Source organism: Plectonema radiosum NIES-515 (assembly GCF_025753815.1).
Lineage (GTDB): Bacteria > Cyanobacteriota > Cyanobacteriia > Cyanobacteriales > Nostocaceae > Hassallia > Hassallia radiosum_A.
Window position 1 is genome coordinate 1 of record NZ_JAOWRF010000369.1, and the last position, 24,558, is coordinate 24,558.

19 protein-coding genes and 1 tRNA gene are annotated in these 24,558 nt (G+C 40.8%); 8 read left to right on the forward strand and 12 right to left on the reverse strand.

The window, feature by feature from the left end; all coding sequences use genetic code 11:
• From OGM63_RS25930 to OGM63_RS25940, 3 genes are all read left to right on the forward strand, one after another.
• Positions 1–534, forward strand: a 534-nt coding sequence (locus tag OGM63_RS25930) for an ACT domain-containing protein (protein ID WP_263748588.1), incomplete at its 5' end; no start/stop codon positions are given.
• A 218-nt stretch (positions 535–752) separates the two neighbouring features.
• On the forward strand, positions 753–2,225 hold the full coding sequence (locus OGM63_RS25935) for an SET domain-containing protein-lysine N-methyltransferase (protein ID WP_263748589.1): 1,473 nt from the start codon (positions 753–755) through the stop codon (positions 2,223–2,225).
• Between the two features lie 36 nt (positions 2,226–2,261).
• Positions 2,262–2,819 carry an SET domain-containing protein-lysine N-methyltransferase gene (locus tag OGM63_RS25940; RefSeq protein WP_375340526.1) on the forward strand — a complete coding sequence of 186 codons (558 nt, stop codon included), beginning with the start codon at positions 2,262–2,264 and terminating at the stop codon, positions 2,817–2,819.
• A gap of 485 nt (positions 2,820–3,304) precedes the next feature.
• On the opposite strand, the gene gntT is transcribed toward OGM63_RS25940, so the two are convergent.
• Positions 3,305–4,708: a guanitoxin biosynthesis MATE family efflux transporter GntT gene (gntT, locus tag OGM63_RS25945; protein ID WP_375340527.1), complete on the reverse strand. Its 1,404-nt coding sequence runs from the start codon at positions 4,706–4,708 to the stop codon at positions 3,305–3,307.
• Between the two features lie 364 nt (positions 4,709–5,072).
• On the opposite strand from gntT, the gene OGM63_RS25950 reads away from it, so the two are divergent.
• Positions 5,073–6,128, forward strand: coding sequence for an S-layer homology domain-containing protein (locus OGM63_RS25950; protein WP_263748591.1), 1,056 nt, complete (start codon positions 5,073–5,075; stop codon positions 6,126–6,128).
• A 275-nt stretch (positions 6,129–6,403) separates the two neighbouring features.
• Here the strand turns inward: OGM63_RS25950 and OGM63_RS25955 are convergent, their stop codons facing one another.
• The 3 genes from OGM63_RS25955 to OGM63_RS25965 form a co-directional block, all read right to left on the reverse strand.
• Positions 6,404–6,844 carry a CAAD domain-containing protein gene (locus OGM63_RS25955; RefSeq protein WP_263748592.1) on the reverse strand — a complete coding sequence of 147 codons (441 nt, stop codon included), beginning with the start codon at positions 6,842–6,844 and terminating at the stop codon, positions 6,404–6,406.
• Positions 6,845–7,633: 789 nt separating this feature from the next.
• The gene (locus tag OGM63_RS25960; protein WP_263748593.1) at positions 7,634–8,089 is read right to left on the reverse strand and encodes a pentapeptide repeat-containing protein; all 456 of its coding nucleotides are present in this window, start codon (positions 8,087–8,089) and stop codon (positions 7,634–7,636) included.
• Positions 8,090–8,478: 389 nt separating this feature from the next.
• Positions 8,479–9,348, reverse strand: coding sequence for an alpha/beta fold hydrolase (locus tag OGM63_RS25965; RefSeq protein ID WP_263748594.1), 870 nt, complete (start codon positions 9,346–9,348; stop codon positions 8,479–8,481).
• A gap of 273 nt (positions 9,349–9,621) precedes the next feature.
• On the opposite strand from OGM63_RS25965, the gene OGM63_RS25970 reads away from it, so the two are divergent.
• Positions 9,622–10,764 (forward strand): glycoside hydrolase family 10-like protein, encoded by a 1,143-nt coding sequence (locus tag OGM63_RS25970; protein ID WP_263748623.1) that lies wholly within the window; start codon positions 9,622–9,624, stop codon positions 10,762–10,764.
• A 70-nt stretch (positions 10,765–10,834) separates the two neighbouring features.
• On the opposite strand, the gene OGM63_RS25975 is transcribed toward OGM63_RS25970, so the two are convergent.
• Positions 10,835–11,233, reverse strand: coding sequence for an LptA/OstA family protein (locus OGM63_RS25975; RefSeq protein ID WP_263748595.1), 399 nt, complete (start codon positions 11,231–11,233; stop codon positions 10,835–10,837).
• 187 nt (positions 11,234–11,420) lie between these two features.
• Between OGM63_RS25975 and OGM63_RS25980 the strand changes: the two genes are divergently transcribed.
• Entirely contained in the window at positions 11,421–11,876 is a 456-nt protein-coding gene (locus OGM63_RS25980; protein ID WP_263748596.1) for a C6orf136 family protein, read from the forward strand.
• 116 nt (positions 11,877–11,992) lie between these two features.
• Positions 11,993–12,208 (forward strand): hypothetical protein, encoded by a 216-nt coding sequence (locus tag OGM63_RS25985; RefSeq protein WP_263748597.1) that lies wholly within the window; start codon positions 11,993–11,995, stop codon positions 12,206–12,208.
• A 586-nt stretch (positions 12,209–12,794) separates the two neighbouring features.
• On the opposite strand, the gene uvrA is transcribed toward OGM63_RS25985, so the two are convergent.
• The 6 genes from uvrA to OGM63_RS26015 all read right to left on the reverse strand — a co-directional run bounded on the left by uvrA (position 12,795) and on the right by OGM63_RS26015 (position 22,675).
• Positions 12,795–15,686 carry an excinuclease ABC subunit UvrA gene (gene uvrA / locus OGM63_RS25990; protein WP_263748598.1) on the reverse strand — a complete coding sequence of 964 codons (2,892 nt, stop codon included), beginning with the start codon at positions 15,684–15,686 and terminating at the stop codon, positions 12,795–12,797.
• Between the two features lie 457 nt (positions 15,687–16,143).
• A tRNA-Met gene (locus tag OGM63_RS25995) sits at positions 16,144–16,217 on the reverse strand.
• A gap of 226 nt (positions 16,218–16,443) precedes the next feature.
• The gene (locus tag OGM63_RS26000) at positions 16,444–18,735 is read right to left on the reverse strand and encodes a peptidoglycan DD-metalloendopeptidase family protein (protein ID WP_263748599.1); all 2,292 of its coding nucleotides are present in this window, start codon (positions 18,733–18,735) and stop codon (positions 16,444–16,446) included.
• Between the two features lie 951 nt (positions 18,736–19,686).
• The gene (locus OGM63_RS26005) at positions 19,687–20,148 is read right to left on the reverse strand and encodes a tRNA (cytidine(34)-2'-O)-methyltransferase (protein WP_263748600.1); all 462 of its coding nucleotides are present in this window, start codon (positions 20,146–20,148) and stop codon (positions 19,687–19,689) included.
• 260 nt (positions 20,149–20,408) lie between these two features.
• Positions 20,409–21,548, reverse strand: coding sequence for a glutamate--cysteine ligase (gene gshA, locus OGM63_RS26010; RefSeq protein WP_263748601.1), 1,140 nt, complete (start codon positions 21,546–21,548; stop codon positions 20,409–20,411).
• 209 nt (positions 21,549–21,757) lie between these two features.
• On the reverse strand, positions 21,758–22,675 hold the full coding sequence (locus tag OGM63_RS26015) for a histone deacetylase family protein (RefSeq protein WP_263748602.1): 918 nt from the start codon (positions 22,673–22,675) through the stop codon (positions 21,758–21,760).
• 242 nt (positions 22,676–22,917) lie between these two features.
• Between OGM63_RS26015 and OGM63_RS26020 the strand changes: the two genes are divergently transcribed.
• Positions 22,918–23,967 (forward strand): mechanosensitive ion channel family protein, encoded by a 1,050-nt coding sequence (locus tag OGM63_RS26020; RefSeq protein WP_263748603.1) that lies wholly within the window; start codon positions 22,918–22,920, stop codon positions 23,965–23,967.
• Between the two features lie 295 nt (positions 23,968–24,262).
• On the opposite strand, the gene OGM63_RS26025 is transcribed toward OGM63_RS26020, so the two are convergent.
• Positions 24,263–24,541: a hypothetical protein gene (locus tag OGM63_RS26025; protein ID WP_263748605.1), complete on the reverse strand. Its 279-nt coding sequence runs from the start codon at positions 24,539–24,541 to the stop codon at positions 24,263–24,265.
• Positions 24,542–24,558: the final 17 nt, after the last annotated feature.

Here is a 24,558-nt window from a genome sequence, read left to right on the forward strand (position 1 = left end):
CCCTCCTCCCCTCCCCCCCTCTCCATCAGAGTTCATCCCACCTTAGTACCCAAAGAACATCCATTAGCCAGCATTAACGGCGTTTATAACGCCATTCTCGTCGAAGGCGAACCCTTAAAACAGGTAATGTTTTTTGGTCCCGGTGCTGGTGCTGGAGCAACAGCCAGTGCAGTATCCTCAGATATTTTAAATTTAGTTGCGGCTCTAAAAACTAGTACAACCACCCCAAATCCCTTATTAAGTTGCGCTCATCAGGATTACTGCCAAATTGTACCAATGGCAGAACTAATTACCCGATTTTACGTCCGTTTCCTCACAAAAGACCACCCCGGAGTAATCGGCAAATTGGGCACTTGCTTTGGCAAGTATGGCGTCAGCTTAGAATCTATCGTGCAAACAGGTTTTCAAGGAGAACTAGCAGAAATTGTTGTAGTCACCCACGATGTGCCCGAAGGCAATTTTCGGCAAGCGTTGGCAGAAATCCACGCACAAGATGCCATAGACAGCATTCCTAGTTTGCTGCGAGTGCTGTGAAGGCTATTTTTGGTTATCAAAAGACACTTAGCTCAACTTTATCCAAAATTAAGAACTCGGTTTTCTTTATCCGGCAAAAAAGATCGGCAGTGAAGTGCAAATAGTTTTTCCACGTCATAAATTATCGATAATCACCTAAATTGGCGAAGGTATTGCTAAAAGTTTACATATCTATGTATTTTGAATACATCGTAACTTTGACACTTTAGGAAATTGATATGAAAGTTTGCGTTTTGCAACCTGACTATTCTCAATCGACATTAGACTATAAAAACTATGACCCACCTCGCAACCTGTCTTATCTATTACCCGAAGATCAAGTAGACCATGTATTTCTCAATAAAACCATAGCCTATCGTCAGTTAAAAGAACTAAAAAAGCAAGGGTACGATATTTTTGTCAACCTGATTGAGGGCTATCGAGATTGGGATATTCCCTTTTCTTACGATGTTGCTACTGCCTTAGAAGACCTCAACTTACCGTACACGGGTCCTAAACCAAGTCCGTATGATCCTCCCAAGGATGTAATAAAATATGTTGCTGAATCGATGGGAGTTAAGACACCAGCGTTTGTAGTAGCTGAAACTTTAGCTGATGTGGAAAACACCTTTCAGAATTTAAAATTTCCCCTATTTGTGAAGCCTGTAGAAACAGGGGACAGTCTGGGAGTTGACAATAAATCTTATGTAACAACAAAAGAAGAACTTCTGAGCAAAGCTGCGGATATTCTGGCTAACTTTGAGCGAGTTTTGATTGAAGAGTATATTGATGGACGCGAACTGACCGTGCTGATAGCAGCTAACCCAGACGATGCAGGCTCACCTGTGGTATATAAACCTGTTGAGTTTTTATTTCCCAAAGGAGAGCATTTTAAAACCTATGATCTAAAGCATAAACAACATCATCCACAGTGCTACGTTCCTTGTGATGACGAGCAACTTGATGTACGTTTAAGAGAAGCGACAAAGCTGATTTTTTTGGCGATCAATCCGACTGGATATGCTCGAGTTGACTTTAGAATCAATGGGAAAGGAGAAGTATTTTTTTTGGAAATTAATTTACCATGCACTGTTCTTTGTGGTGAAGTATCCGAAAATTCTGCTGACTATATCCTGAAATTTGACGGGACTGGTTTAGATGGATTTCTCAAACATATTATTGCTGAAGGAATTGCCAGACACCAACGGCGCCAAAAGAAGTATAAAGTGCGGAATAATCAGATTTCCGGCTATGGCATCTATGCGGTGAAGGATTTGAAATCTGGTGAAGTTATATTTACAGGAGAAGCTAGATCGCAAAAAATTGTCACTCGTTCTTATGTCGAATCTCATTGGAATGCGATCCAAAAAGAAGATTTTCGACGTTACGCCTATCCCATTAGTGAAGAAGTTTTCATTTTGTGGGATGATAATCCAACAGAATGGAGTCCGCAAAACCACTCTTGCGACCCTAACATTGCTATTCAGGGACTTGATTATGTGGCAATACGAGATATTACTGCGGGTGAGGAACTGACCTTAGACTATGCCACATTGTACGATGAAAATTTCTTGGAATTTGACTGTCAGTGTGGCTCACTCAATTGTCGAGGTATCATTCGCGGAATATCAGGAAATTCCGTAACTCAGCGGGAAAAGAAGTTAAAGAATTCACAATTAAAAATTGAGATTGAAAATAGCCCCAAAATGTAGGAAGATATATTGTCTTGATTATTCCATACAAAATTCATTTGTGACTATTCGATGAAAAATCAGATATTCTCTACCAACGAAGAGCTAACTACTACCCAACATCAAGTCACTAAAGTGTCATCTTTTGCTGAAGTTTGGGAATGTCTTTTAACTGGTGACAAATCGCTTCATGCAACTGTGAACTTTATACCAGGTGACATTATTTCCAATCTTAGAACTAAAGAAATATTGACAGATCCAAACTATTTGACAGTGCAATTGAATGAGGAAGAACATATTATGTTCACTCCAGAGTTTTTACACTATATAAATCACAGTTGCGACCCCAATGTTTTTTTTGACACTACAAAGAAGGTTGCCACCTGTCTGAGAAAGATTGAGGTGGGTGAAGAAATGACCTTCTTCTACCCATCTACGGAATGGTCTATGGCTCAAGAGTTTGATTGTGACTGCAAAACTGAAAGATGCGTGGGACGCATTCAGGGTGCAGCACATTTACCCCCAGCTATTTTGCAGACCTATCAGATCAGTGATTATATCAAACAATTAGTTTTTGAAGAGGTTGATGACACTAACTTGATGGTAGATAAATAATAATTAGACATCTCCAAAATTTAATTATACGTTGCCCGAAACCCTTGATGAGACCTAGCATTGCTACGTCTCTACGTTTTTTCTGGAGATGTCTATTAGACAAACGTCGTGAAAATGAACTATGCGTTGTTCACAACTCTTGTAGAGACGCGAAATTTCGCGTCTCTACATTGTTTTCTGGAGATGAAAGATTGAGTAGCTAAATTCAGTAGACCGAAAAGATTTCTAGAAGGCTTACCATCCGTTCATTTAAGCGAGTGTATACAATCCCGCAGAATGCCGGTATTATCTGCTTATTGAGCAATAGGGTTGTAAATCAGTTCTCTTGGTGAGGCAAGCGATCGCTCTCGTCAACTTCAATAGATATAGACGTGAAAATGAATGTAGAGACGTAGCACAGAATCGTCTCTACAAAGGTTTCGGGCAACCCATATTTAAATTCGGTCGATGTCTAATCATCATCGCCTGAAACCCTTATTATTTAGTCAAATTTCTTCTATACTTAGAGGAAAGTCGCGATTTGCTTCTATAGCGGGAAGGGAGACACTACCATCCTCAACATCACGAGCAAATGTCCTGGGTAACTGTACCCCAAGCATTACCATTCTGATTGCGTCGAACAAAAGAAAAGCCAGCCACAAAATATGGTTACTCTCAAACTTAATCGCGGCTACATCCGCAGGTAAAAATCCCACGGCAAGAGCAACTAAACTAACATTGCGGAGAGTATCCCCTTCTGCTAAACCCAAGAAGTACCCATCTAGCATGTAACCTATTGAACTGCATATCAGGGCAAGTAGCAACCAGGGAACAAAAATATGAATGTTTTCGGTGACTTCAGTGTGGTTGGTTAACAACCCAAAAACCGTATCAGGAAATAGCCAACACACTCCGCTGAAAGATAGTCCCACCAGCAGAGCAGTTAAGATAGAAACTCCAACCAGGGGTACTAACTGTTGTGAAGCTCCTTTTCCTTTAAAGTTTCCGACCAGAGTTTCTGTGCCATATCCCAATCCTTCTACAAAATAGAAGTTCAAATTCCATATCTGTAAGAGCAAGGCATTTTGAGCATAGATAATCGTCCCCATCTGTGCCCCCTGATAGTTAAACATTAAGGAGGTAAACATCAGAATTAAATTGCTAATAAAGATGTTTCCATTGAAAGTCAAGGTGGAGCGTATAGCTGAGGTGTCCCAAATTTTTCCAGCTACCTCTCGTAACTCTTGCCACTGGATTTCTTTGCACAAAAAAATCAATCCCACCAATAGAGACAGATATTGGCTTGTAGCATAAGACACTCCTGCCCCCATGCTTTCCCAGCCCAAGTGGATAATAAACAGGTAGTCGAGTGCGATGTTGGCAGCATTACCCACGACCGACAACAGCACAACTAAGCCATTTTTTTCCTGCCCCAGAAACCAGCCAAGCAGGACGAAGTTGAGCAAAATCGCAGGCGCTCCCCAAATCTGGGTGTTAAAATAGGAAAGACCTGAAGCCTTAACCTCTGGAGCGACATCTAGCAAAGCAAACCCCAAATATCCCAAAGGGTACTGCAACAGTACGATCGCTCCACCCAGCACAACAGCAATTAAACCATTACGCAGTCCCACCAACAACACACCCTCTCGGTCATTTCGTCCTACAGCTTGTGCTGTTACCCCGGTGGTGCCCATCCGTAAAAAGGCTAAAACGAAGTAGAGAAAGTTAAGCAGGTTTCCAGCTAGGGCAACTCCAGCTAGGTGGTGGATTTCCTCTAGATGACCCAAGAAGATGACACTGACTAAATTTGCTAGTGGTATCATGATATTGGAGAGGACGTTGGCGATCGCCAGTCGGAAGTAGCGAGTTACGAAGCCATATGTGTATTCTCCTGTGAGCTTTGACGCAATAATGGTGATGCGCTTACCGCCAAAGTTCTCGCTGATGAGTTTGCTTAATATCGTAAGTATTTGTTTCAATTTTTAGATTTTCTCACAAAATCTTGCATGACCAAGGCATCAATCGCCGTGTGTTTGATCGCTGCTTAAGGGACTTTCAAGGAATAAATTATATCATCTTCGGCAAATTACTTACCTAAGGATTTTATCGGCTTTTCGAGGCAACATCACAGAATGCGATCGCTTTGCAAGAAATCATTGATTTATCGCATTCAGCCAGGTAAAATCCCGAATCCTAATAAAACAGTGGTGTAAAGGTGCCATCTATGGCTTAATTTGTTTAGATACAGATTTTACCTTTACCAAGGTAATTACGATGACAAACACACCAAACGATCCAGAGTCATCTCAAAGAAATGCCCTCGGCTTTGATGAATTCATTGCCATTTTGGTTGCCTTTGCGACTATTGGGGCAGTATTATTTTGGGCATTTTCGCGCAAAGATTCTGGCTGGAACTTCAGCGTTTTGCCGTCACCCTCTCCTAGTGCGTCTGTTGCGGTTCCCCCTACGACTCAGATACAACCAAATGCAAACTCGAATTTAAATACTGTGCCGCCGTTGGCTCCACCTGTTACTGTAAATGAACCTACTTTAGTAAATCCATCTCCAGGAGCGATTCCGACGCTAATTTTGCCATTTCCGGTTGCTCCTGCCGCACCACCACAGGTGCAATTGTCACCTTCTCCTAACATTACTGAACCATTTCGCGTGGTGACTCCCTCTGAGCAAAAGTCCACAATTCCACCACCAATTGCATTTAGCGATGTGCCACAGGACTTTTGGGCAAGACGATTTATTAATGTTCTTTCTTCTCGTGGGATTATTAAGGGTTTTCCGGATTATTCTTTTAGACCAAATCAGCCTGTAACTCGTGCGGAATTTGCGGCGATACTAGAAGAAGCGTTCAATAATAAGCTTGCCACAAATGCGATCGCTTTTAACGATATCCCATCAAATTACTGGGCAAATCCAGCAATTAAGCAAGCTATCAACACCGGATTTCTCAAAGGTTATCCTGACAAGACTTTCAAACCAGACCAAAAAATTCCGCGAGTGCAAGTAATAGTAGCCCTTGTCAGTGGATTGAATTTGAAAGAACCTACTTCTGGTGATAAGACCTTAAGCGTCTTCAAAGATGCTAAAGATATTCCTAACTATGCCATTGGCAAGACAGCGGCTGCTACGGCAAATAATCTTGTGGTAAACTATCCAGACCCAAACACCTTTGCTCCCAACAGAGAAGCTACCCGTGGTGAGGTAGCAGCGATGGTTCATCAAGCTTTAGTGCGAATGGGAAGGCTACAACCAATTCAATCTGAAAATATCGTGCGATCGCAGCAACCACTCCCTACAAGAGTATCGCCACAATAAGTTAAGCATGTGCGAACCATAAAATATGTTCTCTTTGGTCTGGGATAAGAGAAGGATAAAGTATATAAAAATTTAATTTATACATTATCCTTCATCCTTTATTCGATAAAACACCAAGCTCCAACACCCGATGAGGAACATGACCCCTCTGGCAACCTAGCATCGGGTTAAGAGCGTTGAAGCACAGCCTTTGTTCAGGCTAAGGCAATGAAGGCTTTTGGGGTTTGAAAACACGCTCTACCTAGCGTTACCCTTACAGGGTAGGTGCTCAATCTTTAAGCGTCTTTGCCGACAACTTGTGATTTGAGCGTGGTGATTTCACTATTTAACTCTTGACGAGTTGAGGCTTTGAGTAAATAGCGATAAACAAACCAGGCAGAGTATCCAATACCAATCAACTCAAAGCTAGGTGCTACTAAAGGAATATCATTCAAAGCATCCAATACTGCCAAGAGTACCTTGACGCTTACGATTGCTCCCAAAATTAAACCAATGCTAACTAGCGGCTGTTTATAGTCATTGAAGAAGTTTCCCAGGTATTCGGGCAGTGTTGCCAAAAATTGCGAAACTTGTTCTCCGTATTGTCGCAATTGATCCTGAGTTTCCACCGTGGGCTGGATTTTGGTTATGGTTCCTGTTTGATTGTTGATATCTGTCATAGTTGCTTCTGGGGACTTAGTTTCCTTGTATTCCGGTTCTTGCATTTGGGCTTCCATAATTTTTACAACAGTTGAGTGAGTCTCATCCGGACAGTTACAACCAATCACCACGACTGATTATAGAGTACAAAAAAGTTTCCGTTTGCTATTACCATAGTTGCCTGTTTCCACTAGTTCATCAACTACAAGGTAGAAACCCAGTAGTAAGATATAAGTTAGAAGGCAGCTTTGCCCTCGTTCAAAGTGAGGATTCGTTCGTTGATTTCCATAAATCCAACTCGAATCCTTGTCAGGTAGTTATCCAGCATTGTGTAAGTTAAGAGCGATCGCCCCTAGAAGGCTCTATAAGGGAGCATCGCGCTCAAATCACTACAAATCATGCGAAAACCAGTCCTCCTCTTACTTATACAAGTCTAAACGCCGATTTTACATGATATTAAAGCTATCTTAAGCTGCGATCGCGACTTAACTGATTGGTATTAATATTTATAGTTCAGAAAAATTTTTATTTATTCACAATGTCTTGATTTTTAGACTATTATGTAGTAGTGGCTGAAGCGCTTTGAAAACTTGAGTGTATTCGACTTAATCAACAATAAATATATCGCTGATATATTTTTCGCACCAATCACAGCAAAAAACAGACGGCTTTAAGCAAACAAGTAGAGACGTTCCGGTGGAACGTCTTACCCCCAAAAACCGCCAGCCAGTATTTTACAGCAGATTTCAGGTAAATGATGTACTATAAAGCCCCTCTCCTTGTAGAGACGTAGCACAGAATAGTCTCTAAGTGTATTCGACTAGAACGATAGGCTGCTGTATTTTAAAATGCCAGCCAAATTCAACTTAGCGCCAATCAGGAACCTGTGCATCTTCACCCCCGATACCGATGCCTGTGTAAAATATGTCAGCATCAGCAATGTTTAAATTGTTCATTGATGCCTGATACACATTAGAATCATGGATTGTCGCCTTAGTCAAATTTGCCGCATTCAGATTAGCTTGCTTAAAATCGACATTGGTAAGATAAGCCGAACTTAGGTTAGCACCACCCAAATTCGCACTAGTTAAATCAGCACCTTCAAGATTTGCACCTTTGAGGTTAGCACCTTCAAGATTTGCTCCTCTCAAGTCAGCACCAATTAAATGAGCACCACTGAGGTTGGCTCCTGATAGATTGCACTTAACACATTCCCCAGTTGTAAGCAGTTTTTGTAAATCCTGCGGATTTTTAGCGTTAACTACATTCGCAAAAAATAGGGGAGTTGCCAAGATTAAAGCTGCTAATAACTTAAGTTTCATAATTTTTCCTCTTTGCAACGCTTGTTGCATCCGTTCTGTTCCTCACGATTTCTATTATCTCACTAAATTCTTTGAGGATACAGATTGACTACACAATTAATTTGTGATATGTATCGAGTTTTACAATCATAGAAAAATGCTATAGATTTAATAGATAAAATTTTGATAAATACTTTTGCTTTTTCAGTTCTGGCTGATTAGCTAACTTCAGTAAGTTTCTTTTGTTAAATATTTTTAAGATTATAAATTATTCGACATAATTTATATTTCAATATTCATGCAGTATTTATTCCTAAATAAATCAACAGGGAATTGACTGAGTTGATAGTATCAAAAAGTTTCAGTAGAGATAAGAGAATTCTCTCTACTGAAATAAATTATTTAATTACTTATGATTTAATATACAAAAATTCTTGCATATACTGATTAACTAACTCAGGCTGCTCTTGCTGCACCCAATGACTACAATTGGGAATATATTTGATTTGAAAGTCTCTCACATAAGCTTCTGTTCCATAAGTTAGTTCCTTACCCAGCGCGGTATCTTTTTCTCCCCAAATCATTAAAGTTGGCACTTCTAAAATACCCCAATTTTGATTTAGCAATATGAGTTGAAAAACGTTGCGGTAATAGTTTAACATTGCAGTTAAAGCACCGCGTTTAGCTGCGGCATCTTTGTAAGCGTCAATATCTGCTTTGGTGAAAGCACTTTTATTAATTGCCATACCTTTAAAAGCCATTTCAATTGGTTGATAATCTCCCATTTGAATTAATAATTCTGGGATGAAAGGCAATTGGAACAAGAAGATATAAGAACTGCGTAGCAACTGTTGAAGAGTGCGGAAACCTTGGGCAAATTTGGCGGGGTGAGGCAGATTGAGTATTATTAATTGCTCTACCATTGCGGGATATTCGTAAGCGAAATTCCAGGCGATCGCTCCTCCCCAATCATGTGCGACTAAAACACACTTTTCATATCCCAATCCTTGAATTACTCCTTTGACATCTTTGACAAATTCATCCATCACATAAGCTGATTGCTGATTTGGTTTGTCGCTATCATTGTAGCCGCGCAAATCAACAGCAACTACTTTATAAGATGCCGCAAATTCGGGTATTTGATGCCGCCAAGAGTACCAAAATTCTGGAAATCCATGCAACATTAACATCAAAGGACCTTCCCCTTGAGTAACGTAGTGCAGTCTAATTCCGTTAGTCGTGATATATTCGTGCTGCCAAGAGTCTTTGATTACAGACATAATTAATTGAGGTTAAAGAAAATATTGACTGGGAAAGTACAGATGTTGGAATTATAGTTTTGTATCATATTTTATGAACTCTATTAAAAGATAGTTTGCTCGAAGGAATATTTGAGGATTATCATGAGAAAATTAGCCCAAAGATAGATGTAAATCATACGTATAACTTGGTATAAACATAAATAAATTAAAGAAATTAAATTATGTTAGCCTGAAGTTAAATGGTATAAAGAGTGCGGCGCTGAGAGTTTTGGTGTTTGAGAAATGACAATAATTGAAACGCGGGGCGTTTGGCTTCCGACTACTGGTAGTGAGGTTTTCAAGTCAAGGGAACGCATTGCTGAAGCGATGGATTTCCTCGCAGAGACAGGATTTAATGTAGTATTTCCCGTGGTTTGGACTAAGGCGCTAACGCTGTATCCTAGTCAAGTGATGCAGCAGACTTTTGGTGTGGAAATTGACCCGCTTTTTGTCGGTCGTGACCCTTTAGCAGAAGTGATTGCAGAAGCACGTCGGGTGGGGCTAAAAGTCATTGCTTGGTTTGAATACGGCTTTGCCAGTTCTTACAATTTGAATGGTGGGATGTTGCTGGAGAAAAAACCTGAATGGGGTGCACGCGATCGCGATGGCAATTTAGTCAATAAAAACGGCTTTGAGTGGCTCAATTCCCTTGACCCCCAAGTGCAAAATTTTATGTTGAACTTGGTTTTAGAAGTTGTCAAGAATTATGATGTTGATGGGATTCAAGGAGACGATCGCCTGCCAGCTTTGCCTAGTGAGGGAGGTTACGACCACCTAACTGTCCAACTTTACCAGCAGCAATTTCGGAAAAATCCGCCACGAAACCCTCAAGATAAGCAATGGTTGCAATGGCGAGCAAATATTCTCACCGACTTTTTAGCGCATCTTTATCAAAAAGTCAAAGCGGTAAATCCCAACCTTTTAGTATCAATGGCTCCAAATATTCATGATTGGGCATTGAAAGAATATCTCCAAGACTCTCCCAAATGGTTGGAGCAGAAAATAGTAGATACCATCCATCCGCAGATTTATCGTCGTGATTTCCTAAGTTACAAATCTATTATCGATCAGTTGGTAAAAAAGCAGTTTGCAGTGATGTCGTCGAGGTTAGCACCGGGAATTTTGATGAAGTTGGGAAACTACTCGATAAGTGCAGAATATCTGATGCAGGCAATTGAGTACAACCGCGATCGCGGTATTTCTGGAGAGGTATTCTTTTTTTACGAAGGTTTGCGAGACAATAATAACGCTTTAGCTAAGGTATTGCAAAATAATGCTTATGCTCAAAGTGCCTCATTTCCCTCTTTGTCTGACTTGAGTGCAGATAATGTTAGCAACAGTAAGCTATCTTCAAATTGGCATAATTTGCTGAAGTTTTGGAGAAATATTTCCTAGTGAGGGCTTCAGCCCCCGTAACAAGAATAATCTATAGGGCTGAAGCCGCGAACTACCAAATATCTGCCGATTACTTGAAATTTGATGCTATCACTTTATCGCCAGTCAAGTTAAATTTGTCTTGCTCTTTAAACAAATACGTTACTGTATCAGCTTCCTGAATTTTTCCGTTTTTAAGGATTTTTACATTCCCAGTCAAAACAACTTTACGTTCTTTAGGAAATACTTCAGCTTTATCTGCTGTGGCATTAATCTTTGCTGCTTTGAAATCGAACTTAACATTACCTTGCCAAATATAGACATCCGCAACTGCCTGAGTTATTTGTTTGATGGGTGTCGTCGCTGATGGCTGTGTGTCTAGCTGTTGAGCGCCAAGACTGTTTATGATTAGAGAAAGTGAAGTTAGAGTGGTTAAAGTTGCCGGGAGTAAAAAAGACAAAACAATACGCCGAATAGATAGGGAAGTCATAATTAAATCTCGAAAACACTGTTTTTTTCGTTTGTCTGCTGTGAATTTATCACAAATCGGTATTTATATAAATGCAACTAAAATTATATGTATAAAATTTTTCGATGATAACTATCTTATGATTAGATTTAGAGGGTTAATTTTCACCGTTTTTTAGGTGATGTGAGCAAATTTAGAGAGCGATCGCATGAAATATCAATATCATATGCAAGAGGTAATTAAAACTCTCAAACACGATTTACCAACACTTTTTCAGCAGGATATTTCCTACGACATCTATACCCAGGATGTCTATTTTCGCGACCCAGTAAATAAATTTAAAGGCAAATTAAACTATCGCATTATCTTTTGGACTTTGCGATTTCACGCTCAATTATTTTTTACGCAGATTTATTTCGACCTGCATGAGGTGCATCAAGAAGCTGAAGATACTATTTTGGCAAAGTGGACAGTTCGGGGAATTTTGCGTGTTCCTTGGAAAGCGCATATATTTTTTAATGGCTACTCTACTTACAAACTGAACTCAGATAATCTCATATATGAGCATATCGATACCTGGGATCGCAAGCCTAGTGAGATTTTGAGTCAGTTTATCCGCAAAGGAGAAAGCGGTAAACCGAATTATTTTCATCTAATTAGTTAACTTTTGCGTACTTTCAGGTTTGATCGCAAATATATATCTTAAGATTTTCTTTAGATTCTGGTAAGCAATGTTATGCTTATACCAGAGAACAAGCTGTAGCAGTAGGGATATATCCGATGAACTCTTCGATATTACGTCAGATTTGGCTTGTGATTGAGGAAACCCAGACCAATATTCTTTTGGGATTCAATGATGCGGAACTAACTCAGCAGCTACTAAGGCAGTTGGAAAACAAGAAATTCCTTACCAATGAAGAAACCAGCGCCATAAGTGCTTACATTAGTTCCAGAGTCCCGTTAATTCGTGATTTAGCTTTAGCACGCATAGCATAGGATGATTAGCGAAGTTGAGTGAGCTAATGTCCGTTTAATCAAGAGTAACAAAAATCTCATACCTGAAAATCTGCGAAACTTTCAGATTATAACTTAATGCACATCATTAGTCGTAAAAAGCTACGAAAAGTGTGCAAAGAACATGCTGATTGCTGTGAAGCACGTATGGGACTGGTACGGAATTGCCAGTAAAGCAAAAAAAGAGAAATTTGGTAGAAGTTGAAACAGTTTATCCTCAAGCGGAAGCAGTTAGCAACTTGAGAATAATATTAAAGGCAAGAAATATCGTTTAATTGTTAGTATTAATGTAGCGTTTTTTAACGCAGAGGAGCGCAAAGATAAGCGATTCGATAAGTGTGGTCATGTTCGTTACCCCCATGAACAACTTTTCAAGACAGAGTGACGCAGAGTTTTTGTGATAAATTTTCGCCATGAATTAATGCAAAATCAGGTCTCTTACTCCCTCTTTGCGTCTTTGCGACTTTGCGTGAGACAAATTCATATCTTGATTCAGCAACGCCCAAAAATTAAATATTCCCAAGCCTACCATGAAATTAGATGTAAATCTCAGGTGCGTTACGTTTCACTAACCTACCTTACTTGCCGGATACTGCTGCAAAACCTGCTGCAAATATTGCCCAGTATAAGACTTCGGATTCTTCGCTACTTCCTCCGGTGTCCCCACTGCAATAATTTCTCCTCCTTTATCACCACCTTCGGGACCCAAATCTATCAACCAATCAGAGCAACGAATCACATCTAAATTGTGTTCAATTACTAAAATTGAATTTCCTTTATCTACTAAACGTTGCAACACATCTAACAACTTATGAACGTCATAAAAAGATAAACCTGTAGTCGGTTCATCGATTAAATAAAGCGTCTTTCCTGTAGCACGACGTGATAATTCAGTTGCTAATTTCACCCGCTGCGCTTCCCCCCCAGATAAAGTTGTTGCGGGTTGTCCTAATTGAATGTAACCCAGTCCGACATCAACCAAAGTTTGCAACCGGGTAAAAGCTTTGGGAATATTTTGGAAAAAGTCTAAACTTTCCTCAACAGTCATCTTGAGAACATCAGAAATAGACTTATCTTTGTACTTTACTTGCAAAGTTTCTCGATTATATCTTGCACCTTTACAAACTTCGCATTGCACGTAAACATCTGGCAAAAAGTTCATTTCAATGACATTTACACCCTGTCCGCTGCAAGCTTCACAACGTCCACCTTTAACATTAAAAGAAAATTGTCCAGGTTTGTAACCCCTAGCTTTTGCTTCTACTGTTTGCGAAAATACATCGCGAATAACATCAAAAACCCCTGTATAAGTTGCGGGGTTAGAACGCGGTGTGCGTCCAATGGGCGATTGATCAATTACAATTGCTTTATCAACAGCATTTAATCCCTTGATTCCTTCTAAATGTTTGGGTAAAGGAACTTTCTTTGTCAGTTGATGCTGTAATGCTGGATAAAGTAATTCATTAATTAAAGTAGATTTTCCCGAACCAGAAACACCAGTAACAGCGACAAGTTTACCTAGGGGAATTTCTACATCGATATTTTTTAAGTTGTTGCGATGGGCATTTTGAATTGTCAAACTTCGTCCATTTCCTTCGCGTCGTTCTGCTGGAGTTTCAATTACTCGTCGTCCCGATAAATACGCACCCGTTAATGATTTTTCGGCTGTTAATAATGCTTGTAAATCACCTTGAGCAATTATATATCCGCCGTGAATTCCTGCACCGGGACCAATATCAACAATGTGGTTAGCTGCACGAATTGTTTCTTCATCATGCTCAACTACAATTAACGTATTACCCAAATCACGTAATTTAGTTAAAGTTTGCAGCAAGCGTCCATTATCTCTTTGATGCAAACCGATACTTGGTTCATCTAAAACGTAGAGAACTCCTGTTAAACCAGAACCAATTTGAGTTGCTAAACGAATTCGTTGCGCTTCTCCACCGGAAAGTGTCATTGCTGGACGGTCAAGGGTGAGATAATCTAATCCGACATCGAGCAAAAATTGCAATCTTGATTTAATTTCTCGCAGGACTAAATCAGCGATTTGCACTTGCCGATCGCTCAACTTTAATTCATCAACTTTCTGACGACAATCGCGTATCGATACACCGCTTAAATCTGTCATCCGATACTGTCCCAACCGCACTGCTAAAGCTTCTGGTTTTAACCTTTTCCCACGGCAAACTTCACAGGGTTGATCTACTAAATACTGCTCTAATTTCTGCTTAATTAATTCTGAACCACCTTCATACTGTCGCTGTAAAATCGGAATTGCCCCTTTATAACTGTGCTTATTTTGTGCTTCTGTGGTTCCATCTTCTCCATACAAAATAATTTGACGCTGTTCATCTGTGAGCTGATACCAGTTATTTTGAAGTTCAAAATCATAAGCTTGCCCAACTTTATATAATAACTCCAAATAATAGGAATTATCCTTCTCTGACCAAGGTGCGATCGCTGCATAGACAGGTGCTTCTGGATCGGGTACTACTAAATCAGGCGAAAATCTTCTTAAACTTCCTAATCCATGACAGTCAGGACAAGCACCATAAGGTGAGTTAAACGAGAACAATCGTGGTGATAATTCCTCCATTACTGCCCCATGTTCGGGACATGCAAAATTTTCCGAAAAGACTAATTCTTGTTCGCTTGTCTGTTGTTCGTTGTCAGAAGATGAACTAATAACTATGGTAGCAATGCCACTTGATTGTTTTAAGCACGTAGAAAGAGAATCTACCAAACGCTCTTGTATACCGTCTTTTTTCACAAGACGGTCAATCACCACTTCAATGGTGTGAGTAAAATTCTTATCTAAGTCAATCGAGTCAGATAGTTCTCGCACTTCCCCATTAACGCGGATGCGGACAAAACCTTGGGAAGCGAGACTTGATAAAAGCTTTTTATGCGTGCCTTTTTTGCCTCGGACAACAGGTGCCAGGATTTGAAAGCGTGTACGATCGCTTAGATCCATAATCCGATCAACCATCTCGTCGATAGTTTGCGGTGCAATACAGCGATCGCATATCGGACAATGGGGTTCACCAGCACGTCCAAACAACAAACGCAAGTAATCGTAAATTTCTGTTACAGTCCCAACTGTGGAGCGCGGGTTATGAGAAGTTGATTTTTGGTCGATAGAAATCGCCGGACTCAAACCTTCAATCGCTTCGACATCCGGTTTATCTAATTGTCCCAAAAATTGCCGTGCATAAGCGCTGAGAGATTCGACGTAACGGCGCTGTCCTTCGGCGAAAATGGTATCAAATGCCAAGGAGGACTTCCCAGAACCAGAAACCCCAGTAAAAACAATCAAGCGATCGCGTGGCAATTCTAAATCAATATTTTTCAGATTATGCTGCCTCGCACCCCGAATGCGAATGGTATTCTGGTTGTTGGGATTGGGGTAAGGAAGATGACCATTTAGTGATGATGCAGCAAGCTTTTGATCTGACATATCGGCAGGCTGAATAAATAGAGGCAGCGCGTTAAGTCCTTAATAATACTACCTTTACTTCTGTCTTAGTAGAACAGTCGTACTGCTGTCTTAATTGGTTATGAGCCTATTCCTTTGGATAGAGCGATCGCTTTTGTTAGAAGACAGATAATTTTAGGCGATCGCCTCAAATTACCACCCCCCGACACCAAAACAATCGCAAAAGTAGTTTTATCATCTTAGCGAAAGATTAGCTGTAGAACCCCTACAAGATTACCTACTCTATGAATCTTTCTTGGGGTTCTTGGCATCTTGGCGGTTCGTTAAAAAAGTTTAGGTATTCTTCCATCTGTCCGGGAGTAGGTATATAACCGCAAATTTCAGATAGGAAAAACAGTAGAGACTAGCAAGTGCAACGTCTCTAGTCAAAACAGACGTTCCGCCGGAACGTCTCTACTGAATTATCATATTTTGGAAATGACTCAGGTGTGATTTGAACACACGACCTCGGGCTTATGAGTCCCACGCTCTAACCAACTGAGCTACTGAGCCAAACTTTTTCAATGCCTTCCTAAATATAGCAGAAAAATTTTGTCATGGCTAGTTTTTAACTCAATTATTTTTCGTGTTCATTAAGGCAAAAAAGAATTTTAGGTAATAGAGATGAGGGAGTAGGAAATAAAATCTTCACCACTCCCGGCTCATTGCTCCCTAGTAACGGTGATAAAAAGCATTTATAGGGAGTTTACCGTATCTTTTCCAAAAAGACAGCCAGGAACTACACGCGAGGAGGTAAGAAGGCTATTGGATTAACAGCACCCCTGCCTGATGGGTGAATTTCAAAGTGGCTGTGTGGACCAGTACTAAAGCCTGTGCTGCCCATTAAAGCAATTGTGTCGCCTTGGTGGACTGGTTGACCTGCCTGCACCAGGATTTTGCTGTTATGACCGTAGCGAGTCATGCTGCCATCGTTATGGCGGATATCGACAACATTGCCGTAGCCACCGTTATTCCAGCCAGCTTTTTCGATTACACCGTCAGCCGATGCGTATATTGGTGTGCCTGTACCATTAGCAACGTCAATACCTCTGTGCGGACGTCCCCAACGCTGCCCAAAGCCAGAGGTGAGGACACCCTTGGCAGGCCAAATATAAGCAGTGGTCATTGTAGACGGAGCGGGTGTATTCTCGTCAATCGTTCTGGGTAAGTATCTATCCACTGCGGCCGTTAAAGGCGGGAAATCTGGAGAAACTGTTCTTCCCCGCATTGCGCCAAGGGATGTAGAAGCATCAACATTAGCAGGAGGTGTGGCAATTCTCACACTTGGTCTGTTGCCGCTAGGATTCGACTGACGTGATGTCTGATTAATAAAAAAGAAGTCTGGATTAACTGCGTCGTTGGTGGGTTGAGTCGCACGGAATTGAGGCTGAACAGGTTGAGCGCTATAGTTAGGTATCGGTCTCGGAACGGGGATCGGCACCGCAACATTATTCACTCTATTAACGGGATTTGACACCGCGAAATTATCTGGTCGAGAAACAGGAATCTGCACCGCAGCTTCGTTGCTTGGGGATTCTGTAGGTACGACTACGTTACCAGATTGTTGAGCGCGGTATTTCGTCCGTAATCTCTCAATTTCGTCTTGTAAGCTACGCAGGCGGGGATTATTATTTTTGGCTCGTGCTACCTCTGGCGGCTTTTTCGCCAGTTGCATTTGATTCAAGCCTTGTGGGATTGGGCTGTCACCACCGATGCCATAAGCGGGGGCTGTGGTGAGGTCTGTTGTCGGCTGAATCGCAGTTGCTTGAATCTGGTTGTCAGAAATTACTGCGGTCGGGATGGTAACACTGCTGTTGTTAGCCGTGAATGATGGCTGTGAAGGCGAGGAAGGGGTTAAACCAGTACTAAGGGGGAATGATGATGGGGTAACAATCTCAGGGGCACTGCCAGACTGCACAGGAGTAACTGCTGCGACTGTTGGCTTGATGGCAGTACTGCGGTTTTCGGCAAAAGGAACTGTGAGTTTTTGATTGATTCGCAGTTCGTTGGGATTGTTGAGATTATTTGCCTTGATTATTTCTGAGACTGAAGTACCGCGATCGCTAGCGATCGCTCCTAATGTGTCTCCAGGCTTAACTTCGTAAGCTGTAAGTCCAGATGGGGTGAGGCGTGGGTTTGTCGCGACCGTCGGCGCTGGTACTGGTACGATCGGCGCATTTCTGACGTTTGCCTGCTTTAACCTGGATACGAGGCTTGCTTGGCTAGCATCAGTAGCATTTTCCGATGGCTGTAGTCCAATTTTATTTGCATTCAGCTGTGGTGTTTTTTCTGCCGCGATCGTTGGCTGTGCAACCGAGTTTGTTGTTTGTGATAATTTGGTCTCCTCAGACCGCCACTCCGCCAGACTTCTTCTTAAACGGTTCGATTTTTCTTGTAAACTATTGATTGCAAAGTCTTGCTGTGCCCTCAGTTGAGAATTTACTTCACCACTGTTAGCAATGGATGCCGAAACTACTGTTTGTGGTTGGGCATTCAACGATATGCTTTGAGCGCCAGCAATTGCAGTGCGATCGCTTTGGTTGGAAGCATAACTCTTGGGAATGCTTACTTTTTCTGCGACTTGTGGCTGGAAATTCACCGGCTGTTGGATTGTGGTAGTTGTTCTGGCTACCACAGGTGCAGCAAGTTCCAACTTAGCTTGAAGCCCAGGCACTTGTGAAATTGCTGTTGGTTCCACTATCCGAGGACTTCCCAGCACGCTTACTGATGAGGCAGCTTGATATTCCAGTTTTTGCCTGGGTGCAAATTTAACCTCGGTGTTAGGAGCCGCAGGAATTGTTGAGGCTGTGTTTTGATTGCCTACAGGATCTGCTGCTTGGGCTTGGTCGCCTTGCCGAGTCACCAGGAGGCTGGTAGCTCCCATTGAAATTGCCAAACCAATCATGGCGGCTTTTGTCCGTACCTGGCGGTTAAAGTATGGATTAACCACGTTTAGCTGTTCCGCTGGGGCATCATCACTGGGGGGATTTTCAAGCACAGCCTTCACTTTCTCCTTTAATGCTCGTTTCAAAGACGACCTCCTATGATCTACTAGCGCTTAACTGACCTCGATCTTTAATTCGGATATTAGTCAATGATCTAGATCACATTGAACCATAGATCGAGATCACACTCACCAGAGATCCTTACGCAAGATTATCTTGCTTCTCTGATTTAGACAAGTTCATTTCACGATTGCAAAATTTAAATTTTTCATTTTCAAGTTGCTGTGCTTACTTGTCCGTTCGACTGCTCTAAACCTGGGAATATATGCTTTTATCTCGTTCTCTAATGTCTATCTTGCTTTCATTCGCGCTTTCTCGACAAATAAAAATTTGCGCTCGATCGCCAGATACTTAGCTAAGACTTCAAACAAAAGCGATGCCCCCTACTGTAGATATCTTCTAGACTTATGCACCCAATCCGCCTTCCCAAGACGAGACTTTACGTTGATTCTTCCCTAAAATACAACCGTATAAACTCGCACACCGTTTTTTGCTGTTCAAATATCAACTTTTTGGCAAAAATGGCTCAAATGCTTTAAGAGACAAGCTCCCATTGATTTTGTTCCCCAAAAAACATCACTTCAAATTCATGAAAAACTATCATTCAGCTCGGACACCCGCTCCAACTTTATATACAAATTTCTTATATAAGCCAACCCAAAGTTGTAAGTGTTTCTCACTATAAGTTGTGAACAAATATTTTAAAAGTATACTATTTAACATTGTTGTTTAAGAAAAACAAGAATTTTTCTTTGAAATGGGGACCGGGGATGGGAAATGGGGAAGAAGTTTTTCCAGTCCCTTGCCCCTTGTATGAATACCAATACATATCTTCTCTGTTTTCCCAGTTCATAGTCCCCAGTCCCCAATGCCTAGTCCCGACTTTAATGTATTTCAAATAATACTTGTCATCCCACTTCAAGTATGTTCGCAAAGACTAACAAGGCGAACATACTTCATCCTTTTTTTGGTCGGACTTACTGTAAATAGCCCAACTGACGACGGGCTTCAAATAGGCTCACGGCAACACTTACTGAAAGATTCAAACTGCGAACATTCTTCTGGGACATAGGAATATGCAAAGTGGCATCGCAAGTAGACAAAACTGTTGGTGGTAAGCCAGTAGTTTCACTACCAAATAGCAGCCAGTCGGAAGCTTGAAACTGAAAGTTTGCATAATTAAAACTACCTAACACGCTAAAGCCCAACAAGGAGCCACCACGCTGCTGATGTACAACTTGAAACGCTTCTAGGGATTCGTGACAGTGCAGTTTCACATAGGGCCAGTAATCTAAACCTGCCCTTTTTAAATAGCGATCGCTAATTTCAAAGCCCAAAGGGCCAACCAAATGTAATTCTGTACCCGTAGCTGCACAAGTACGAGCAATATTACCTGTGTTGGGAGGAATTTGCGGATTAACTAAAACTACCTGAGGCATTTGCTAGTGGATAAATGTATACAAACAATGTATCAAAACAGTCATTTTTACGTATAGAACCTATCTATATATAATTTTTATTAATCTTTTTCAATAAATATCAATGATTAGATATTTAAAACAAAGCAATAATACTCCCAGAGCAATATCTGGGAGTATTTTTGGCTTTTATGAAGAAAGATTAAATTTTCTGTAAAGAAACTGACTTTTTATTTTCAGACCAGCAATTGATCATTTACGTCCACACAGAGGGTGCAATCTTAACCCACTAAGGAGGAACACAATTTGTTTTCTAGTTCAATTTCTCGTTCTTGCGTGGCACGAATAGCCTGGGTAATGACGCAAGTCGGATCAAAACCTACAGAATGGAGTTGCAGCCACTGTTGAGCCTCATTGCCTTCGCGGAGTATTTTGTGTAAAGGTGAAAGGAAACAGCCAAAGCCATGACGTTTGGCGATCGCCGAAACTTCATTACTTAATTCGGCAATCCAATCTCTGGCAAGAATGCTTCTGCCATCAAGCCAGTGTATTAGTTGAGCATCGAGGCTACCAGACGCTGCTGCTGCTTCGTTGCTTGCTGTGAGGGTTATCAGTTCTACGTCGGAGAAGTTGCTTTGGGTAAGCGGATCGAGATGCGGATTCTCTATTATCTGTAATATCCGCGCTTCGAGCAAGGCGGTAATTGCCAGTAAAGCGATGGGATCTGTTACTAAGTCGCAAATTCGCAGTTCTAAGCGATTTAAATCGTAAGGACGGCGATCGCCATTCGGTCGTACCGATACCCACAAATGACGAACATTTTGCATTTTACCTGCTGCCAGTTGATTTTCCACCCATTCAATATGATGAGCGTGGCTGGCAAATAACGGCACATTAGCAGGTGTTTGGGGAAATAAGCCCCAACGGGTGGAGTGATACCCGGTTGCCTTGCCATCGATAAACGGAGACGAAGCACTTAAAGCTAAATATAAAGGCGCTTCTAAACGTATAATTCGACATGCCCGCATTAATAATTCCGGGTCGCTAATGCCGACATTGATGTGAACGCTAGCGGTGACGACTTTGGTTCCGTAGGTTTGCTCAATGTAATCGTGATATGGATTACTGGGGTCAGAACGATAAAAGCGATCGCTGCCACTCAAAGATAAAGTGCTTCCGGGAATCAGTGTGTAATTGCCCAATTGTTTCAGGTAATTACGCAGTTGCAGTCTGGGACGCAACAAAGCGCATAATAACTGCTCATATTTGTGTAATGGTGCGGTTATGTATTCCACGTTCCGACTATCTGGCTCCCGCACAAATCCATCTAAAGATGCCACAATTTTATCGGAGAGTCCGACAATTTCTCCTTGAGGCGTGCCTGTGTACATCTCAATCTCAAAGCCTTTTGATAGCACCACTTTACTTCTCCTCGCCTCTTGTCGCTTATAAATTGTATCGAATTAGACGATTTTTTGCTGGGACGTGATATTTGGGGACTGGGGAAGAAATAGCATTCATGTCTGTTGCTAATCCCTAAACTTCAGTCCCTAATTAAGAATCATGTAAAAATAAATCAAAAACATCTAGGCTTCGGTAGACATGTAAATATTTATATCTCCTCCTCTTGTTAGAGGCGATACTGCTGATAAATCTGACTAGCAGCGCGATGCACTAAAGAGTGACGCCAGACAAGGGACTTCATATCATCCGCATAACCACCACCGATAACGCAGGCTACGGGATAACCAGCAGCTACACAAGTACTCAAAACCTGCATTTCCCGGCGGAAAATGCCAGTGTCGGTTAAAGCTAATTTTCCCAAGCGATCGCCTACATGGGGATCGACACCAGCATCGTATAAAATCAAATCTGGCTTGACTTCTGACAATAAATCTGGTAGGTAATTTGCTAAGGTTTGTAAATAAGCATCATCTTCCATTCCAGTTGGTAAGGCAACATCAAGATCGCTTTTTTGCTTAGTACCGGGAAAGTTGACTTCGCAGTGCATCGAGAAAGTAAAAACACTGTCGTCGTCTTGAAAAATAAAAGCGGTGCCGTCACCTTGATGGACATCTAAATCGACAATCAGGATTTTTTTCGCAAGTTTGAGTTTCTGAAGGACACGACAGGCGATCGCTAAATCATTGAAAATACAAAAACCAGAACCATAACTAGGAAAAGCATGATGAGTACCACCAGCAGTATTACACGCCAAACCTTGAGTTAGTGCGAGTTTAGCCGTAAGTATCGTACCACCTACCGCCACACAAGTCCGATTTACCAGCGCCGGACTCCAAGGTAAACCAATACGCCGTTGCGCTTTTGGGTCTAGCGTTCCGTTACAGTAAGCTTGAACGTATTCACGGGTGTGAACTAACTCGATCAACTCAGAGTGCGGATATTCAGGGATGTAAAATTGTTGTAATTCTGCCACACCGTCAGCTAACAGCAGTTCGTATAATTGCCGGAACTTTAACATCGGAAAGCGATGTCCTTCAGGCAGTGGTGCAACATAATCTGGGTGATAAATAATTGGCAAGTCCATATAATTAATTTTGAATTTGAACTGCCAATACGCATTCGTACACGAATAAATTTTACCGTAAAATCTTGTTTAACAGCCATGTTTTTGCTTAGTAACGGTAATTTCGGATATAAGATTGCCCAATTGTTGTTTAAATTCAAACTAAATAAAGGAAAATAGCGCAATACACAATTATTAAATCGTCAATGAAAACGTTCAATCAACAAAAATTTGGCTTTTAAATTTTTAATTTGGAGTTGCTTATGATAGTGCAATGGCTTATACCGCTTGCATTTATTCTAGCTGGCTTAATAGCTGGAGTAATTGGCGAACAAGTTGTGTTTATAAAATTAAAAAATTTTTTTGCCATCAAAAAAATTCCCGGAAATACCATCATATTTAATTCTCTGCACCGCATGACCTTTATTTGGTTTATGCTTGCGGGCTTTTTCGGTGCAGTTATTAGTTTTCCTTTCAAATCAAATGACGTTAATGACTTATTAAAAAGAGTTATTATTATTCTTTTTATATATTCAGTCACTTTAGTCTTTGCTAGATTAACTGGAGGTTTCGTTAAGTTATATACTCGTAAAACCGAAGGAGTTTCCGCGTCATTAATTTCTAATGTTGCTAAAATAGCCGTTTTAATTTTGGGAACATTAATTTTGCTGCAAACTGTGGGTGTAGAAGTTACACCGATAGTCACAACTTTAGGAATTAGTGGTTTAGCAGTTGGTTTAGCACTTAAAGATACACTTGAAAATATATTTTCGGGATTTTATCTAATTTTTTCTAAGCAAGTTAGAACGGGAGATTATGTAAAATTAGAAGATAAACATGAAGGATATGTAACAGATATAACCTGGCGAAATACAACGATCAAAGAGCTTTCTAATAATGTCATAGTTGTGCCTAATTCTAAACTGGCTTCCACAATTTTTACCAATTATCATTTACCAGTTAAAGAAATCTCATTAACAATTAATGTGGGTGTAGATTACCAAAGCGATTTAGAACAAGTTGAAAAAGTGACCATTGAGATAGCTAAAGAGGTAATGAGAGAGGTTTCACCTGAATTAATGGTGAATGAACCGTTTATGAGATTTCATACTTTTGGAGATTTTAGTATTGATTTTACCGTATATATACGGGTGAACGAATTTTTTGACCTCCGTATTGCTAAACACAAATTTATTAAAAAACTACATAAAAGGTATCAACAAGAAGGTATTAAAATTCCTTTTCCAGTCAGAGAAGTTTATAGACAACGTAATCAATCAAAAAATGGCAATAAAGTGTTAATAGCGGATTGACACTCCCCTGTCGTCATGCTGGGGATTCTTGGTTCAATATTATAAGCCAATACCGTTGGTGTTAAGCCGAAAATACGAGGGTAGAGACTTCGGACGATCGCGTCTCTACAGGTCTAAAATCAGTACCGAAAATCCTTAACACGCCTACGTATTGGATTATAAGCAATTCAATACTTTTAGGTAGAGATAAAGAGCAAAAATTCAATTAAACTAAAAAAAAGGTAAAAGGTAATAAATTTTACCGTTTACCTTTTGTCTTTGTCTTGTCAACCTCTACGACAAACGAGATGTCGTATTACTTTTTACCGCTTGGAGTTCGTCCACCTTCATCGTTTCTACCACCATGCGGATGAGAATTACCTGGGTTGCAGCCCTCAGCACCATTACCTATTCCTTGGTTACAATGTTGACGAGGTTTTTTACCTTGTGCCTCAACTGCGAAGCGCTGCTGAACTTGCGCTTGTTCTTTTTGTCCCACAGCATACTGCGAGGATATATCTGCAACATCACCTTGATTATTCACTTGGGTGAAATAATCGTAAGTAGTAGTACCCGCGTCAATCGTGTTTTCCATGTCTGCGTCAACACTAT

Excerpts from the sequence above, each read along its gene's own strand:
- OGM63_RS25935 (WP_263748589.1), top strand. The coding sequence starts at position 753 with ATGAAAGTTTGCGTTTTGCAACCTGACTATTCTCAATCGACATTAGAC.
- OGM63_RS25950 (WP_263748591.1), top strand. The coding sequence starts at position 5,073 with ATGACAAACACACCAAACGATCCAGAGTCATCTCAAAGAAATGCCCTC.
- OGM63_RS25955 (WP_263748592.1), bottom strand. The coding sequence starts at position 6,844 with ATGGAAGCCCAAATGCAAGAACCGGAATACAAGGAAACTAAGTCCCCA.
- OGM63_RS25960 (WP_263748593.1), bottom strand. The coding sequence starts at position 8,089 with ATGAAACTTAAGTTATTAGCAGCTTTAATCTTGGCAACTCCCCTATTT.
- OGM63_RS25965 (WP_263748594.1), bottom strand. The coding sequence starts at position 9,348 with ATGTCTGTAATCAAAGACTCTTGGCAGCACGAATATATCACGACTAAC.
- OGM63_RS25975 (WP_263748595.1), bottom strand. The coding sequence starts at position 11,233 with ATGACTTCCCTATCTATTCGGCGTATTGTTTTGTCTTTTTTACTCCCG.
- OGM63_RS25980 (WP_263748596.1), top strand. The coding sequence starts at position 11,421 with ATGAAATATCAATATCATATGCAAGAGGTAATTAAAACTCTCAAACAC.
- OGM63_RS25985 (WP_263748597.1), top strand. The coding sequence starts at position 11,993 with ATGAACTCTTCGATATTACGTCAGATTTGGCTTGTGATTGAGGAAACC.
- uvrA (WP_263748598.1), bottom strand. The coding sequence starts at position 15,686 with ATGTCAGATCAAAAGCTTGCTGCATCATCACTAAATGGTCATCTTCCT.
- OGM63_RS26005 (WP_263748600.1), bottom strand. The coding sequence starts at position 20,148 with ATGCCTCAGGTAGTTTTAGTTAATCCGCAAATTCCTCCCAACACAGGT.
- OGM63_RS26015 (WP_263748602.1), bottom strand. The coding sequence starts at position 22,675 with ATGGACTTGCCAATTATTTATCACCCAGATTATGTTGCACCACTGCCT.
- OGM63_RS26020 (WP_263748603.1), top strand. The coding sequence starts at position 22,918 with ATGATAGTGCAATGGCTTATACCGCTTGCATTTATTCTAGCTGGCTTA.
- OGM63_RS26025 (WP_263748605.1), bottom strand. The coding sequence starts at position 24,541 with ATGGAAAACACGATTGACGCGGGTACTACTACTTACGATTATTTCACC.